15 protein-coding genes are annotated in these 16885 nt (G+C 58.7%); 10 read left to right on the top strand and 5 right to left on the bottom strand.

Annotation, left to right across the window (positions count from 1 at the left end; translation table 11 throughout):
- Window positions 1-48: 48 nt before the first annotated feature.
- The 10 genes from murB to ACR0IO_RS02495 all read left to right on the top strand — a co-directional run bounded on the left by murB (window position 49) and on the right by ACR0IO_RS02495 (window position 12310).
- Complete coding sequence (murB, locus tag ACR0IO_RS02540; protein WP_480739287.1) at window positions 49-975, top strand: UDP-N-acetylmuramate dehydrogenase; 927 nt, start codon at window positions 49-51, stop codon at window positions 973-975.
- Window positions 976-1084: 109 nt separating this feature from the next.
- The gene (locus ACR0IO_RS02535) at window positions 1085-2002 is read left to right on the top strand and encodes a D-alanine--D-alanine ligase (RefSeq protein WP_480739285.1); all 918 of its coding nucleotides are present in this window, start codon (window positions 1085-1087) and stop codon (window positions 2000-2002) included.
- Window positions 1990-2997, top strand: a complete 1008-nt coding sequence (locus ACR0IO_RS02530; RefSeq protein ID WP_480739282.1) for a cell division protein FtsQ/DivIB — start codon at window positions 1990-1992, stop codon at window positions 2995-2997. The genes ACR0IO_RS02535 and ACR0IO_RS02530 overlap by 13 nt, the downstream gene beginning before the upstream one ends.
- A gap of 8 nt (window positions 2998-3005) precedes the next feature.
- Entirely contained in the window at window positions 3006-4340 is a 1335-nt protein-coding gene (gene ftsA, locus ACR0IO_RS02525; protein WP_155147583.1) for a cell division protein FtsA, read from the top strand.
- The gene (locus ACR0IO_RS02520; protein ID WP_480739278.1) at window positions 4327-4752 is read left to right on the top strand and encodes a hypothetical protein; all 426 of its coding nucleotides are present in this window, start codon (window positions 4327-4329) and stop codon (window positions 4750-4752) included. Before ftsA ends, ACR0IO_RS02520 begins: the two co-directional genes overlap by 14 nt.
- A 349-nt stretch (window positions 4753-5101) precedes the next feature.
- Window positions 5102-6727 (top strand): cell division protein FtsZ, encoded by a 1626-nt coding sequence (gene ftsZ, locus ACR0IO_RS02515; RefSeq protein WP_480739274.1) that lies wholly within the window; start codon window positions 5102-5104, stop codon window positions 6725-6727.
- A gap of 212 nt (window positions 6728-6939) precedes the next feature.
- On the top strand, window positions 6940-7860 hold the full coding sequence (gene lpxC, locus ACR0IO_RS02510; RefSeq protein ID WP_155147368.1) for a UDP-3-O-acyl-N-acetylglucosamine deacetylase: 921 nt from the start codon (window positions 6940-6942) through the stop codon (window positions 7858-7860).
- A 125-nt stretch (window positions 7861-7985) separates the two neighbouring features.
- The gene (locus tag ACR0IO_RS02505; protein WP_155147370.1) at window positions 7986-8849 is read left to right on the top strand and encodes an outer membrane protein assembly factor BamD; all 864 of its coding nucleotides are present in this window, start codon (window positions 7986-7988) and stop codon (window positions 8847-8849) included.
- A 36-nt stretch (window positions 8850-8885) separates the two neighbouring features.
- The gene (gene recN / locus ACR0IO_RS02500) at window positions 8886-10535 is read left to right on the top strand and encodes a DNA repair protein RecN (RefSeq protein ID WP_480739267.1); all 1650 of its coding nucleotides are present in this window, start codon (window positions 8886-8888) and stop codon (window positions 10533-10535) included.
- 89 nt (window positions 10536-10624) lie between these two features.
- Window positions 10625-12310, top strand: coding sequence for a chloride channel protein (locus ACR0IO_RS02495; protein WP_480739263.1), 1686 nt, complete (start codon window positions 10625-10627; stop codon window positions 12308-12310).
- Window positions 12311-12348: 38 nt separating this feature from the next.
- Here ACR0IO_RS02495 and ACR0IO_RS02490 read toward each other — a convergent pair whose 3' ends face one another.
- The 5 genes from ACR0IO_RS02490 to ACR0IO_RS02470 form a co-directional block, all read right to left on the bottom strand.
- Complete coding sequence (locus ACR0IO_RS02490; protein ID WP_480739261.1) at window positions 12349-12804, bottom strand: macro domain-containing protein; 456 nt, start codon at window positions 12802-12804, stop codon at window positions 12349-12351.
- Complete coding sequence (locus tag ACR0IO_RS02485; RefSeq protein WP_480739259.1) at window positions 12785-13273, bottom strand: NADAR family protein; 489 nt, start codon at window positions 13271-13273, stop codon at window positions 12785-12787. The genes ACR0IO_RS02490 and ACR0IO_RS02485 overlap by 20 nt, the downstream gene beginning before the upstream one ends.
- Before the next feature lie 30 nt (window positions 13274-13303).
- Window positions 13304-13648 carry a DUF427 domain-containing protein gene (locus ACR0IO_RS02480; RefSeq protein WP_480739256.1) on the bottom strand — a complete coding sequence of 115 codons (345 nt, stop codon included), beginning with the start codon at window positions 13646-13648 and terminating at the stop codon, window positions 13304-13306.
- 63 nt (window positions 13649-13711) lie between these two features.
- A complete protein-coding gene (locus tag ACR0IO_RS02475) occupies window positions 13712-15502 on the bottom strand; it encodes an aminopeptidase P family protein (RefSeq protein WP_480739253.1) in 1791 nt (596 codons plus the stop codon).
- Between the two features lie 71 nt (window positions 15503-15573).
- Window positions 15574-16791 (bottom strand): alpha/beta hydrolase, encoded by a 1218-nt coding sequence (locus ACR0IO_RS02470; protein ID WP_480739249.1) that lies wholly within the window; start codon window positions 16789-16791, stop codon window positions 15574-15576.
- Window positions 16792-16885: the final 94 nt, after the last annotated feature.

Raw genomic sequence — 16885 nt, 5'->3', positions numbered from 1 at the left:
AAGCCGTTATGGCTTGCCTTGTCTGAACAAATCCGCGATCTAGCCGACATGATCACTTTACCCAATACCCGTGGCAAACTGACGGAAAACAAACCTCTCAACGGCTTGACATGGCTCAGGGTCGGCGGCCCTGCGGACTATCTGTTCCAGCCTGCGGATATTGAGGACCTGCAAAACTTCCTGCGCGACCTGCCTGGGGGCATACAGATCTTTCCCATGGGTGTTGGCTCGAACCTCATCGTTCGCGATGGTGGGTTGCGCGCCGTTGTGATCCGCCTTGGTCGTGGCTTCAACGGGATCACGGTTGAGGGTAATACGGTTACGGCGGGTGCCGCCGCATTGGATGCGCATGTGGCGCGCAAGGCAGCGGATGCGGGTGTTGACCTGACCTTTCTGCGCACCATACCCGGCTCGATCGGTGGAGCGGTGCGGATGAATGCCGGCTGTTACGGCAGCTACACAGCGGACGTGCTGCGTAAGGCCACGATTGTCACCCGAAAGGGAGAGGTTGTGGATCTTTCCCCCGAAGATCTGAACTTCCGCTATCGTCAGTCCGATCTGCCCGAAGGCGCGGTTCTGGTTTCTGCCACGCTCGAAGGACCGTCGGAAGATGCGGAAGAACTGCATGCACGTATGACAGCACAGCTGCAAAAACGTGACGAGACTCAACCGACCAAAGATCGCAGCGCTGGTTCGACATTCCGAAATCCGGCCGGTTTCTCATCTACGGGCCGTGCTGATGACGTCCACGACCTCAAGGCGTGGAAGGTGATTGATGATGCGGGGATGCGGGGTGCGACCAAGGGTGGGGCGCAGATGAGCCCGAAGCACTCGAATTTCATGATCAACACCGGAGAAGCCACCGCCGCCGACCTCGAAGGTCTGGGTGAAGAGGTGCGAAAAAAGGTTTACGAAACAAGCGGCATCACGCTAGAGTGGGAAATCATGCGGGTCGGTGAACCGCTGAAAGAATAAAGCCCTGGCCGTCAGACCAATAACAGGCAATTTAAGGCGACGGATCAAAGGCATAAACGCAGTATGGACCACCACATAAGGTCCAGGGACATTGAGGCGCACGTTGGGTATGTCGAGCAGGACAAACCCCAAAGTGGCGGTATTGATGGGTGGACCCTCGGCGGAACGCGAGGTGTCTCTCAGCAGCGGGCGCGAATGCGCAGCCGCCCTCAGGGGAGAAGGCTATGAAGTGGTCGAACTGGACGCAGGTCCCGACCTATATGCGCGCCTTTTGGACATCAAACCGGATGTAGTTTTCAACGCCCTGCATGGTCGATGGGGCGAAGATGGCTGTGTACAGGGCCTGCTGGAGTGGATGCGCATCCCATACACGCATTCGGGTGTTCTGGCCTCGGCTCTGGCCATGGACAAGCAGCGCAGCAAAGAGGTGTACGAGGCCGAAGGTCTGCCTGTTGTGCCCAGCGTGATCGTTCCCAAGGTTGAGGTGATCGAAGTTCACGTGATGGAGCCGCCCTATGTGGCCAAGCCCAACAACGAGGGCTCGAGCGTCGGCATCTACATTGTGCACGAAGGGTCGAATGGCCCTCCGCAACTGTCCGAGGATATGCCGGATCAGGTGATGGTCGAGAAATACGTTGCGGGTCGTGAACTGACCGTAACCGTAATGGGTGACCGCGCGCTGACCGTGACAGAAATCATGACGGATGGCGGTTGGTACGATTACGACGCCAAGTACAAGCCTGGTGGCTCGTGGCATGTGTTGCCAGCAGAGATCCCGCAAGACATCTTTGATCGGTGCATGGACTATGCCCTGCGCGCCCATAACGCTTTGGGATGCAAGGGGGTCAGCCGTACCGACTATCGCTGGGATGACAGCATGGGCGCCGATGGGCTGTTCCTGCTGGAAACCAACACGCAACCCGGCATGACGCCAACGTCTCTGGTGCCAGAGCAAGCAGCGCATCTTGGTATGACCTTTGGTCAGCTCTGCGCCTGGATGGTGGAGGACGCCTCATGCGACCGCTGACCGCCACCCGGGCCCCCGTGATCCACAGATCCAAACAGCTGGCAGGGCCGGACGCAGATTTCAATGACGCCCCTCAGCCGGACAGTGATGTCGCGCCGAAGCTAAGGTTGCGTGGTGCGGGTCTGTTCGGTCGCAACTCCGGTCGCTCTGATCCGGCTCCATCGCGTTTCAGCTATCGTTTTCAACGGTGGATGCTGACGCCGGGCATTCGCCTTGGTGTGAAGGTTGGCCTGCCACTTTGCGCGATTGCCGCAGCTATGGGGCTGTATTTCGCATCCAATGATCGGCGAGAGGCGGTTACCGCCTATATCGCGGACATCCGCACCTCAATTCAGGAACGCCCGGAATTCATGGTCAATCTGTTGGCTATAGATGGCGCAGGCACGGGCCTGTCCGAGGATATTCGTGAGGTCGTGCCACTGGATTTCCCGATCAGTTCCTGGGATCTGGATGTCGAACAGATCCGCGATGTGATCACCGGTCTTGATCCTGTGAAATCGGCTACGGTCCGTATTCGTCCGGGCGGTGTTCTGCAGGTTGATGTTGTCGAACGTCAGCCGGTTATCGTCTGGCGTACCCGCAATGGGGTCGAGCTGCTGGACGAAACCGGTGCGCATGTAAAGCCGGTCACGTCCCGGGCCGATCATGCGGGCCTTCCGCTGATCGCAGGGAAGGGAGCGGATCAGCACGTTTCTGAAGCGATGGAAATCCTCGCGACTTCGCGCGGCCTAGGGGATCGCGTGCGCGGTCTCGTCCGCATTGGCGAGCGGCGCTGGGATCTGGTTCTGGACCGGGGGCAGCGCATCATGCTGCCGGTTGAACGCCCGGTGCGCGCGCTCGAACGGGTGCTGGCTGTGAACGAGGTGCAGGACCTGTTGGAGCGCGACGTGGCGGTTGTGGATATGCGCCTCGGACAGCGACCGACGATCAGAATGACCAAAGCCGCCAGCGAAGACTGGTGGAATACAAAAGTGACAGTGGGTAACGGGCAGTAACGAATATGATGACCGATCTTTATCAGTCCCAGCGGGCTATGCGGCAGATGCGCAGACAGGCAATGCAACGCGGGGTCGTTGCCATTCTGGATGTGGGCAGTTCCAAGATCGCCTGTCTCGTGCTGCGCTTCGATGGGACCGGTCGGCTGAGTGAGGACAATTCGATCGGCTCAATGGCCGGTCAGACGGGGTTCCGTGTCATCGGCGCGGCAACCACCCGATCGCGCGGAGTGCAATTTGGCGAAGTCACCGCCATGCAGGAAACCGAACGCGCAATCCGTACCGCTTTGCAGGCGGCACAGAAGATGGCCGATATTCGTGTTGACCACGTCATTGCATGTTTCTCAGGCGCCAACCCGCGTTCCTACGGTCTGGATGCGCAAGTTGATCTCGAAGGTCAGCTGGTCACGGAGGCCGAGATCGGCCGGGTGCTGAACGCCTGCGACGTGCCGGACTATGGGGCAGGGCGCGAGGTGCTGCACGCGCAACCGGTGAATTTCGCGCTCGACAACCGTTCGGGTCTGATTGATCCGCGCGGACAGCTGGGCCAGTCGCTGGCGGTGGACATGCACATGCTCACGGTTGACGCCGTGGCGATCCAGAACATCGTCCGCTGTATCAAACGCTGCGATCTGGAACTGGCGGGGATTGCGAACTCGGCCTATGTCTCGGGTGTCTCGGCGCTGGTCGAGGATGAGCAGGAACTGGGCGCAGCTTGTATCGACATGGGCGGCGGCACGACCAGCGTGTCGATCTTCATGAAGAAACACATGATCTACGCCGATTGCGTGCGCATGGGCGGTGATCACGTCACATCGGATATCTCGATGGGTCTGGGCGTTCCTGCATCGGTGGCCGAGCGGATCAAAACCTTTAATGGTGGGGTTCATGCCACGGGCGCGGATGACCGCGATCTGATTGATATCGGTGGTGACACTGGTGATTGGGAGCACGATCGCCGCACCGTAAGCCGTGCCGAGCTGATCGGTATCATGCGTCCACGTGTCGAGGAAATCCTCGAAGAAGTACGCGTCCGCCTCGATGCCGCAGGATTCGAGCATATGCCCAGCCAGCAGATCGTACTGACTGGTGGCGGCAGCCAGATTATGGGGCTGGACGGTCTGGCCAGCCGTATTCTGGGGCAGCGCGTTCGCCTTGGCCGCCCGCTGAGGGTTCATGGGCTTCCTCAGTCTGCAACGGGGCCGGGTTTTTCGTCTGCCGTGGGTCTCAGCCTGTTTGCAGCGCATCCGCAGGATGAATGGTGGGATTTCGAGATCCCGGTCGACACCTACGCGGCACGCCCGTTCAAGCGCGCCGTGCGCTGGTTCCGTGACAACTGGTAGGGTCTTCCGTCGGGCCATCGCGGGGTTGCTGGCAGCCCTGCTGCCCGCTCATGCGTCGGCGCAGACCGTTATAACACCGGACGAGTTTCTGGATGCGGTCGTGGGTAAAACCATCAAGTTCTATGAGGTTCGCAGCGGTTTCCTTGTTGGGACCGAACAGTTTTTGAACCGATCAACTTCGGTCTGGCGAATGGAGGGGCGGGGATGTGTCTATGGTCAGATCACCACTCCCAATGGTCAGATCTGTTTTCTGTACGATGACGATCCCGACGGCATCCCGGTTTGCTGGTGGCCGTTCCTGCACGAAGATCGCCTGTTGGTTCGATTGGCCACGTTCCTGAACAGCGAAACGCAGGAGGTGCGCAGCATCACCGAGGATGGTGTGAACTGTCCAAGTACCCCAATCAGCTAAAGATTCGGGTTGCGGTATCGAATTTTATCCCTCAAGATATCCACAGGGCCCGTCAGAGGCCCGGCGGCAGGACTGAGCAGTTTTCCGCAATATGATCAGATGCTCCGAAGCGTCGCATGTCTGTGGTTTTGCAGGCTGCGCCGGTCGGTTGCTTTGTGTTGTCCGGTTGCAAAACCGCAACATTTGCGCATCACAGCAAAATGACGCCGGATCAGGCCTTATTTCTTCCATATTTTGTGGGTTCGCGCGATTTTTGGCGTGACCTTTGTGGATTCGAAAGGTAGAATCAAAGGCGGATAGGTAAGAAAAACACCGCTTTGGCGGGAACATAAATACAGGCGGACAGAGCATGACATTGAATCTTTCGATGCCCGGGCACGACGAACTGAAGCCTCGGATTACAGTATTTGGCGTTGGCGGTGCGGGCGGAAACGCCGTCAATAACATGATTGAAAAACAGTTGGACGGCGTCGATTTTGTGGTCGCCAACACAGACGCACAGGCACTGCAGCAAAGCCGTTCGTCAGCGCGGGTGCAGCTGGGCGTGAAAGTTACCGAAGGTCTGGGTGCAGGTGCACGTCCTTCGGTGGGTGCAAGCGCGGCCGAAGAAAGCATCGAACAGATCGTGGATCACCTGGCGGGCGCACATATGTGCTTCATCACTGCCGGCATGGGCGGTGGCACCGGGACCGGCGCTGCGCCGATCATCGCGCAGGCAGCGCGTGAGCTGGGTGTCCTGACCGTTGGTGTGGTAACCAAGCCGTTCCAGTTTGAGGGTGCAAAGCGCATGCGTCAGGCCGAAGACGGCGTTGAGGCGCTGCAAAAGGTTGTCGATACGCTGATCATCATCCCCAACCAGAACCTGTTCCGTCTTGCCAACGAAAAGACCACCTTCACCGAGGCCTTCTCGATGGCGGACGACGTTCTGCATCAGGGTGTCAAAGGTGTAACCGACCTGATGGTCCGCCCTGGGCTGATCAACCTCGACTTCGCCGACGTTCGCGCGGTGATGGACGAGATGGGTAAGGCCATGATGGGAACCGGCGAAGGCGAAGGCGAAGATCGCGCTATCCAGGCTGCGGAAAAGGCGATTGCCAACCCGCTGCTGGACGAGATCAGCCTCAAGGGTGCCAAAGGCGTGCTGATCAATATCACCGGGTCGCATGACCTGACCCTGTTTGAGCTGGACGAAGCCGCAAACCGCATCCGCGAGGAAGTGGACCCTGAGGCAAACATCATCGTCGGTTCTACGCTCGACACCGAGATGGAAGGCAAGATGCGGGTTTCGGTTGTTGCAACCGGTATCGACGCAAGCGAAACGCAGGCAGAAGTTCCGGTCGCGCGTCGCTCGATGTCTGCGCCGCTGACCCGTACCGTTTCTGCTGAAGAGCCGGTACAGGACGAGGTAACCATCGAAGTTGCCGATCCGGTCCAGCAGCCCGAAGTAAACCGTGAGCCTTCCTTGTTTGAAGCGAGCGAAGAGCCAGCGCCGACCACATCGCAATTCGAGCCTCCTGCTGCTCAGCAGCAGGATGACGACGGACTTCCGCCGCCAGCCTATCAACCGCGCGTGGCTGAATTCGAACCGCAGCCCGAGGCAGTTGAACCTGAACCGGAAAGCTACGTTGCCCCTCGCGCACCAGCGCCTGGTACACCTTCGCCAGAGGCTCTGCAGCGTCTGCAGGCAGCGGTTCAGAACGCCCCGTCAAACGGGCATCGCCCGCGGGTTGCGCAACAGCCAGTGGCTGATGCCGCGCCGCGTCAGCCAGAGGCTGAAAGCCATGATCGCCCCCGTTTCGGGTTCAATCGTCTGATCGATCGCATGACAGGTCATGCCGCTGATACACCGGCTCAGCCAGTGCGTCAGCAGCCCGTGATGCGCCAGGCTGACGCTACGGCACCTGCGCAAGACGAAGCTGATCCCGAGCAGGAACGTATCGAAATCCCGGCTTTCCTACGCCGTCAGGCCAACTGATCGCGGTAACAAAATCTTAACAAAGGGCCGCCGTTTGGCGGCTCTTTTTTGTTTGTTTACAGGCTTGTAAGGGGGGGTAAGCAGGGTTTTGCCGATCTGTTGCAGAACTGTTTCATTCAGTTACAAAGAGTGAGTTGAGCCTTGATCCGCGCTTCCTTAACTGAGGGTCCAACACAGTCGTACAGGCTGGACACCACTCGCTGAGGTTCATTTTGCAACATACGCTCAAATCTTCGGTCACGTTCAAAGGCATCGGGCTGCACAGCGGCAAGCCTGCGACCATGGTCCTGAAACCGGCAGCCGCCGGGCATGGAATCTGGTTCAAGCGGACGGATATCGAACTGGGCAATGCGCTGATCCCTGCGATTTATGACGTGGTCGAGCGGACCCCGCTCTGCACCCGCCTCGTGAACGATGCCGGTGTGTCTGTTTCAACAATCGAGCATATCATGGCCGCGCTGGCCGGTTGCGGCGTGCACAACGCGCTGATCGAAATCGACGGACCCGAAGTTCCGATCATGGACGGGTCGTCGATCGAGTTTGTGCGCGGCATCATGTCGAAAGGCGTCCGCCGTCAGGCCAGCCCGGTTCTGGCCTACGAAGTGCTCAAGCCGATTACGGTCGAGCGTGAAGGTGCGCGTGCGTCGATCCGCCCTGCCGATGGGCTTGAGATCGAATTCCACATCGAATTCGAAGATGACGCGATTGGAAGCCAGACCAAGACGCTGGATATGCGCAACGGCGCTTTCGCACGCGAATTGTCCGATTGCCGGACCTTCTGCCGTCGCACCGATGTCGAAGCAATGCGTGACAACGGCCTGGCTCTGGGTGGTACGCTGGATAACGCTGTCGTTGTGCAGGGTGACGAAGTACTGACCCCCGGTGGCTTCCGCCACGCGGATGAGGCGGTGCGCCACAAGATGCTCGATGCGTTGGGTGATCTCTATCTGGCGGGCGGACCGATTCTCGGCCATTTCGTCGGTGAAAAATCTGGGCATTCCATGACAAATACGCTGCTGCGTAAGCTGTTCGAAACGCCTGGCGCGGTTCGTCCGGTTCTTTGCACACCGGAACAGGCTGCCCGTTTGCCCGGGCAAGGCCTTGTTATGGGCGAAATCCCCGAAGTAGCGTGATCTGATCAACTCTGGCGACAATTATGCCAGAGCGCGGATAAGGCGTTTTGCACCGGAATTTTATGTGCTAGACCGAAGCCCAATCCGGGGTTACCCAAAGAGACAAGACGACTAGGATGGGCGGTATGGTTGGCAGCAAAGCGGCAGTCAGGCTTGCGAGTGCGATTCTTCTGGCGGCTACTTTGACAGCATGCGGTAATGCAGGCGGGCTGTTTGGCAATAAAGGCGCAGATCGTACGCAGAATCTTGAAGGGTATACACCCGAACAGATTTACACCCGCGGCGAATACGAATTGGCGCAAAGTCGCCCGGACGATGCCGCGTGGTATTTCTCCGAAGTAGAGCGTCTGTATCCGTACTCGGATTGGGCCAAGCGCTCGCTGATCATGCAGGCGTTCTCGTTCCATTCGGACAAGAACTACGAAGAGAGCCGTGCATCAGCACAACGCTACATCGATTTCTATCCTACCGACGAAGATGCTGCATACGCCCAGTACCTGCTGGCGCTCAGTTATTATGACCAGATCGACGAGGTTGGTCGCGATCAGGGCCTGACCTTCCAGGCGCTGCAGTCGCTGCGTACCGTTATCGAAGTTTACCCTGACAGCGAATACGCCACTTCGGCGGTCCTGAAATTCGATCTGGCCTTCGACCACCTGGCGGGCAAGGAAATGGAGATCGGGCGTTATTATCTGCGTCAGGATCATTATACCGCCGCAATCAACCGATTCCGCGTCGTGGTCGAGGACTTCCAGACCACCTCGCATACGGCTGAGGCACTTTATCGACTGATCGAGGCTTATCTGTCCCTTGGTCTGGTGGATGAAGCACAGTCGGCAGGTGCGATTCTGGGTTACAACTACCAGTCTTCCGAATGGTACGATGCCGGCTACAAACTGCTGACCTCCCGTGGTCTGGATCTCAAGAGCCGTGGCAACAACTGGCTCAGCCAGATCTATCGCCAGACGGTCAAGGGTGAGTGGTTGTAGTCGCTATGGCTAAAGGCTTGGGACGCTAAAGACCCGATGCTTCGCGCCCTTGATATCCGCGACATGCTGATCATTGACCGGCTGGAACTCTCGTTTCAGCCGGGTCTGAACGCACTGACCGGCGAAACCGGCGCGGGCAAGTCCATTCTTCTGGATTCGCTGGGCTTTGTGCTGGGCTGGCGCGGTCGAGCCGAACTTGTCCGGCAAGGTGCTGCTCAGGGAGAGGTCGTGGCAGAGTTCGAACTCTCCAAAGATCATCCTGCACATGAGATTTTGGCCGAGGCCGGTTTGCCCGGTGGCGAGGAATTGATCCTGCGCCGCGTGAACACAGCCGAAGGTCGCAAGACCGCATGGGTCAATGACCGTCGATGCTCGGGCGAGGTGCTGCGCGCTTTGTCAGAAACGCTGATCGAGCTGCATGGCCAGCATGACGACCGCGGGTTGCTCAATCCGCGTGGTCACCGCGCGATGCTGGACGATTATGCCGGGGCAGGAGATCACCTCGCTGCTGTTCGCGCTGCATGGTCTCAGATGTCGCGCACCCGAAAGGCTCTGGCTGAAACCGAAGCCGCGCTTGAGGCTGTGCGCAGCGAAGAAGAATTCCTACGTCACGCTGTTGCAGAACTCGACCAGCTTGATCCGCAACCGGGTGAGGACGCTGATCTTGATGCGCGCCGCCGCATGATGCAGGGGGCCGAACGTATTCGCGATGACGTTGCCCGTGCCTTTGGTCTCTTGGGCGGTGATGGGGCCGAGGGGGCAATGTCTGACGCGATACGCTGGCTGGAAGGCGTATCCGATAATGCGGGTGGTCAGTTGGAAGATCCCATCGCGGCCCTTGGGCGTGCGATGATCGAGCTGGGCGAGGCACAGGATGGCGTAAATGCCTGTCTGCAGGCACTGGATTTCAATCCAGCCGAGCTTGAAGCCGCCGAAGAACGCCTGTTTGCGATCCGCGCATTGGCGCGCAAGCATGATGTCGCCCCGGATGAATTGGGGCCATTTGCAGACACACTGCGTGACCGGCTGAACCGGCTTGAGGCGGGTGACGCCGATCTGGTGGACAAGCGGGCTGCAGTCGAAGCAGCTCAGGTTGCTTATGACGCGGCTGCTGAAGGTCTCAGCAATGCGCGTCGGGCGGCTGCAGGTCAGCTGGACGCGGCTGTAATGGCAGAACTGGCGCCGCTGAAAATGGAACGCGCAGTGTTTCAGACCGAAATCACCCCGGCAGAGCCCGGCCCCGAGGGGTGTGACGCAGTTGCATTCACCGTTGCCACCAATCCCGGCGCCCCCTCAGGTCCGTTGAACAAGATCGCATCAGGGGGTGAGCTCAGCCGCTTCCTGCTGGCGTTGAAAGTTTGCCTCAGCGGTGACGACAGCGCCCGAACCATGATCTTTGACGAGATTGACCGTGGTGTTGGCGGCGCGACTGCGGATGCGGTTGGGCGGCGCCTCGCATCACTGGCTCAGGGTGGTCAGGTGCTTGTGGTTACGCATTCGCCGCAGGTAGCCGCCCGTGCCGCGCACCACTGGCGGGTGCAGAAACAAGTGACTGACGGCCAGACCCTATCAACGGTGATTCCTCTGGCCGACCCGGATCGCGTGGATGAGATCGCCCGCATGGTCGCCGGGGACACCATCACGGATGAGGCCCGCGCTGCAGCCCGTGCATTATTGCAAGCCTGACGTTTCCTGGTTCGCAGACTGTCGTTAACCGTCTTTTATATGCGTGCTCCGTAGCTTACTAAGGGTCATAAGGTATTCCCAGAGGGCCAATGACCCAGTCGACCCGCACCGTTCTGCGCAACCAGCTCAATCAGGCTCTGGCCGCGATCAAGGACGCTTGGCGGGTCATGCGGCGGCGCGGCCCCAGTCAGATACAGTTCTGGTTCATCGCTCTGGCCATCGGGATCGCCGCCGGGTTCATGGCGCTCGGCTTCCGCAAAGCCATCCGCTCGTTGCAGGCCTATGTCTATCAGACCGAAGATATCCTGCTGCTGCACAGCCATGCCGAAAAGCTGCCTTGGTTCCTGATCTTCATTACGCCGGTAATCGGTGGGCTGATTGTCGGTATCATCCTGCACCGGTTTACCGATGACGGGCGCGTAAGATCGGTCGCCGATGTGATCGAAGGGGCTGCCGTCACCGACGGCAGGGTCGAGACCAAGGCGGGGATCGCCTCCTTCTTCGCCTCGCTCATCACGCTCAGCTCGGGTGGATCGACGGGCCGGGAAGGGCCGGTGGTTCATATGGCAGGGGTCATCTCCACCTGGGTCAGCAACCGGATCCACGCAGACGGCATCACCGGTCGTGACCTGTTGGGCTGTGCGGTCGCCGCTGCCGTTTCGGCAAGCTTCAACGCCCCCATTGCCGGCGCGCTTTTCGCGCTTGAGGTGGTGCTGCGCCACTTTGCAGTACATGCATTTGCCCCGATCGTGATCGCATCGGTAGCAGGCACGGTCATCAACCGTCTCGAATATGGTGATGTCACTGAATTCACACTGGAAACGCCGGGATCGCTGCAATTCTACGTCGAACTGCCCGCCTTCCTGATCCTCGGCCTAATCTGCGGGTTGGTATCTTTGCTGCTGATGCGCTCGATCTTCTTTGCCGAAGATATCGGAACGCATGTGCAAAACCGCCTGTCCCTGCCGCGATGGCTTCGCCCGGCGGTGTCCGGTGCAATGCTCGGCGTTCTTGCTGTCTGGTTCCCGCACATTATCGGCGTGGGGTACGAGACCACGATTCGCGCGCTGACCGGTGATCTTGTGCTGACCACGGCAATCCTGTTCGCCGTCATAAAAACCGTAGCTGTTGCGATCACGATGGGTGGGCGCATGGGTGGTGGCGTCTTCTCACCCTCGCTGATGATCGGGGCCCTGACCGGCTTGGCCTTTGGCCTGATCGCAACTGGGTTGCTTCCTGATGTTTCCGGCACCCATACGCTTTATGCCTTCGCTGGCATGGGTGCAGTTGCTGCGGCAGTATTGGGGGCGCCAATCTCGACCACGCTGATCGTCTTCGAACTGACAGGGGACTGGCAGATTGGTCTGGCCGTTATGGTGTCGGTTTCGATGTCCACGGCACTGGCCTCGCGCCTTGTGGACCGGTCCTTCTTCCTGACGCAGCTTGAACGCCGCAATGTCCACCTTGCGGCCGGTCCGCAAGCCTATCTTCTGGCAATGATGCGTGCCGGTGCCGTGATGCGCCCGCTTGGTGATGCACGTTCAATCAGCAAGGAAGAGGCGCAGGAACTGATCGAACAGGGCCTCTGCGTGCAGGCCAGCGCGACACTCGAAGCAGCGATGCCTTATTTCGACCGCGATGACATCCCCTGCATCCCGGTTGTCATCGTTGACGAAGACGGTGCCGAAGACCCCGTCGGCGCGCTCTATCACGTAGACGCGCTCAAAGCTTACAATCGCGCATTGGCCGCTACCGCAGCGGAAGAGCATTCCTAAGAAAACTGATGAACATGAGCGAGGTCCCTTGCGGACCTCTAGGCTGAGAACACCACCAGAGTGTGATCAAGCCCCGCAAGCGCGTCTTCGATCCTCGGTGCAATGACCGACCAGTCACCGCCTGCAAGCCCCGCTCCGATCAAGGGATATCCGATCCGCGCGTCTGTATAACTCTGTGCCACAAGCCGAAAACAGTTATCGATTGCATCGTAATCGGCCTTCAGTCCGCGCCCTTTCCAATTGAACTGGGTATAGGCGTTCACAATGGTGAACCGGGTATCTGCCCTCTGGATCTGAGCTGTCGATATCGTGCCCAGCTTTGCCCTGTCGCCATAAGGGGTCGTTTTGTCCGCCTCCAAGGCCTCGGGAAACTTCTGCACAATTGGCTTGGCAATCCCCGCACCCATCGTGTGAAAGCAGTTGCAGCCATGGATTATGACGTCGAACTCGCCATCCAGCGCGAGTTTGATCAAATCACCTTTGACTGTCTGCATCTTCCTGACTTTCTTTCTGTCTTAGCTCATCCCTTACATGCATTAGAATTTTGCCAAGTTTGTTCAGCCCGTTCCCATCGGGACCACATCCCCAATATGCATCCATCGGTGCATTCTCGACAATCTGCGCGTCACCGGTCGAAAGTAACAGGACTTTCAGGTCGACGTGGGTTTTGAACTTGATACCCACCGCCTCCAGCATGATCTGGTCCTTAACTTCCTCCCAGTCATCCCTAAGAGGAATCTTACGAGTCATGCCGAGGGCCTTGGCATCTTTCGGTTTGTTGCTTAGCCGAATGCGTTCCCGATACTCCGCGTTATGGAACTTCTGCGCCTGAAAATAGTGCTCCACGGTTCGCCACCATTGGCCTTCAATTGACACGCCAAAAGGCGCGAAGTTCGAAAACTCCGAATATGCGTCGGTCTGTGCGTAGAAATAGATCGTTAATGAGAAGGATGGTGCAGACATCTCCAGCTCCGTGTGGTCCCGTTAACGGGTTTAGAGCTGTTCGACCTTCACCGAGTCTCCGGCATAAAAGGCTAGATGATCCTTGATTTCACCAACTGCCGGGATCGGAGCTTCATAGCTCCAGACGGCGTTTTCAGTCACGGACGACTTGTTCACGATGGAAAAGTGCGCGGCATCGCCCTTGTGCGGGCAGTGGGTCACCTTGTCGGTGCGATCCAGAAAGGCCATCGCGATGTCCGAGCGCGGGAAATAGATCACGGGTTCTAGATCGCCTTCAAGCAACTCCAGCGCATTGGTCGTCTCGCCCAGAATTGCACCGCCCGAGCGTACACTCCATTTACCCGGCGCTTTGCGTATCGTGATGTGATCAGTCATTCCTGCTCCTTCCTTCGTCGTATCAGGGCCTCTCCTTTGCCCTTTCTATGTAACAGCCCGGTGTCAGACCGGCGCGGTTGCGGCATCCAACCACAGTTGCGCGTCATCGCCCAGCCTTGGCCTGATTTTTTCTGCAACGTCCTGATGGTAGGCGTTCAGCCAAGACCGTTCTTCACGTGTCAGCATGTCCACCACGATCAGTCGCCGGTCTATCGGCACATAGGTCAATGTGCGCCAGTTCAGCATCGCACGCTCATCATCGCCGCCTGGCAGAGCCGGCGCCTCTTCGACCACCACAAGGTTTTCGATGCGGATGCCAAACGCACCTTCTCGATAATATCCGGGTTCATTTGACAGGATCATGCCGGGTTCCAGCGGAACGTGACTGACCCTGGACAGGCGCTGTGGTCCTTCATGTACGCTCAGATAGGCTCCGACACCGTGGCCAACACCGTGGTTGAAATCCTGTCCAGCCAGCCACAGCGGCAGTCGCGCGACACATTCGATATCCCGGCCCGCCAGACCAACAGGCCAGCGCAGCATGGACATTGCGATCATGCCTTTGAGGACGCGTGTGAAGCAGGTCTTTTCCTCAACTCCTACATCACCGATCGCGATGGTCCGGGTGATGTCGGTGGTGCCGTCCAGATACTGACCGCCGCTGTCCAGCACCAGTAGATGTCCGCTCTCCAGCCGGCAGTCGGTCTCTTCGGTCACACGGTAATGCATGATCGCCCCGTTTGGCCCTGTGCCAGCGATCGTTTCGAATGAGATGTCCTGAAGCGCATTGTCTCTGCGGCGGCTTTCTTCCAGCCGCGTGACAACCTGTGTCTCGGTCAGGGTTTCGGGCGCTTGCTTGTCCAACCAGCACAGCAGTTCGATCACGGCAGCGGCATCCCGCAGATGCGCTTCGGCACTGCCGGCAATTTCGGCCTTGTTCTTGCAGGCCTTGGGCAGGGCGCAGGGATCGCCACCATCGACCATCCGCTCACCCAGTGCGTCCGCAACGATCTGAGGTACGGTGCCGAGGTCTACCTGAACCTTGCCTGCCAGATTGTCGACGGCATCCAGAAACTCGCACGGCTCGTGTTGCTTCACTTCGGGGCCGAAATGATCCCCCAGCTCAGCCAGTTTCTGCGCGGCCATGAATAGATCAACCTGGCCATTCTCATGCAGGATCGCAAACCCATGTGCCACCGGGTTGCGCGGGATATCCGAGCCCCGGATGTTCAGCAGCCACATGATTGAATCAGGCAGCGTAATGACCGCTGCGGAATGCTCGTCCTCTTTCAAGGCTGTGGCCAGTCTGCTGATCTTGCTGTCAGCGCTTTCTCCGGCGAATTCGATTGGGTGCGCCTTGACCGGATTCATCGGCGGGGCAGGCTGATCCTCCCACACCCGGTCCACCAGATTGTCACAGCGGACCAGTTCGATGCCGGTGCCATTCAGCTCTTTCTGCGCGCCGGAAATCTGCCCGGCAGAATGCAACCACGGATCAAATCCAACCTTGCCACCTTGCGGCAATTGTTCTTTCAGCCATGCGCTCAGACTGACATCAGGCCATGGCACGGGCGTATAGTCACTGGCTACCTGCGCCTTGACTTGAGTGCGATAGCGCCCGTCGATGAAAACCCCGGCGATATGTGTAAGCGCTGCACAAAACCCGGCAGAACCTGTAAAGCCAGTCAGCCAGGCCAGCCGTTCATCCCGGGGGGCCACATATTCCCCCTGATGCGCATCCGCACGGGGAATCAGGAACCCGTCCAGACCCTCACGCGCCAGTTCTTCGCGCAGGGCAGCCAGACGCGGCGGCCCCTGTTCCGGGCGTGCGGTAACTTCGAAGGACTGGAACATGCTGGCCTCATTCTTGTCTTGATGCGGCGAACCTGAGGCCTGCGACGGCAAATGTCCAGCACCTCGGCCCATCACTCATTTGCGGCGCTCAGGAAGCCTTGCAGCGTCTCGATATAGGTGTCGTAGACGTCATTGCCGGGCAGGGGGATGTGATTTGCGGTTTCCAGAATGACCAAGGATGCATCGGGAATGCCTGCCGCCAGCTTTCGCGCCTCGGACAGGGGATGTACCGCACTGTTGCGCCCATGCAGGACCAGGGTAGGGCATTGCACCTGAGGTAACAGATGCAGAACCGAGGCCGTATTGCCGCTGTCGCGCTGATATAGTTTCTGCTCGACAGAATAGAGCGCCTGCATTTCGCCCACAATTTCGCGAACGGTCTCCAAAGGCCCTTCTGGGAAATAGCTCAGCAGTGATCCCACGGCATATCCGCTGCCGGGGTTTTTCCAGCCCTCGATGATCAGATTGCGGATCGAATCTGGCCCAGCGACGCCTTCGCGGTGATCACGCCCCTCGGCCCAGCCACCAACTATTGCCAGCCTGCTGACATGTTCGGGATACTTCGTGGCGAACTGCAGAGCAGAGAAGATGCCGCCGAACTCGGAAACAATGGCAAAGCGATCAAAGCCTGCGGCCTGGGTCACGGCCAGTATATCCTCTGCCACCCCCTCGTAATTGGCCCGGCAGGGGTCGCCCCAATGAGATTGGTGGCTTTTGTTGTAACGCAATATCGTGAACTTTGCGTCCATCGCACTAATGTAGGTGCGCTCGGAAGCCAGTCGCCATTCTGCCTCAAGATCATAGACGATAGATCCAACCCTCAGAACCGGAGGGCCCTCTCCCGAAACGGCAAAGGCAATTGCCTGACCATCGTGACCCCGGGCGTATTTCAGCTGCTGGGTCTTATGTTCGCTGTGTTGTGCAGGTTCTGAATCACGGCTGACTTCAGCCGCCATCTGCAGGCCACGACGCACGATCGTCCGGATGATCCGCTGCGTCTTGCCATCATCACCCACCGCTTTGCGTGCTGCAGCGATGCGGGCGCTTATGGTTGATTCTGAGACAAAGCGACCATGCCAGACCCGCTCGATGATCTCTTCGCGTGCAACCAGCTTGCCTGGGCTTTCAACCAGCAACTCCAACAGATCAAAGACCTGAGGTTCAACCGGAACCGCTTCGCCCCCGCGCAACAGCACGTGGCGGTCAACGTCCAGAACACAATCTGCAAACTCATAGCGCATGGGCTGAATACACTCCGTTTCGATTGGGGCCACAAGGTTCAATGGCATTCCCAAAGGTTTCTCGGGGGTTTCTCAGGATTGTCTTCAAGCGAGAGGGCAGCGCCGTTGCCAAATTAGAGGCAACAAACAGGAGCTTCAGATG

It is taken from the genome of Ruegeria sp. CE12, from assembly GCF_056537525.1.
Note: the sequence above shows the minus strand (reverse complement) of the source record. Positions and strands in the feature narration are given on the sequence as shown.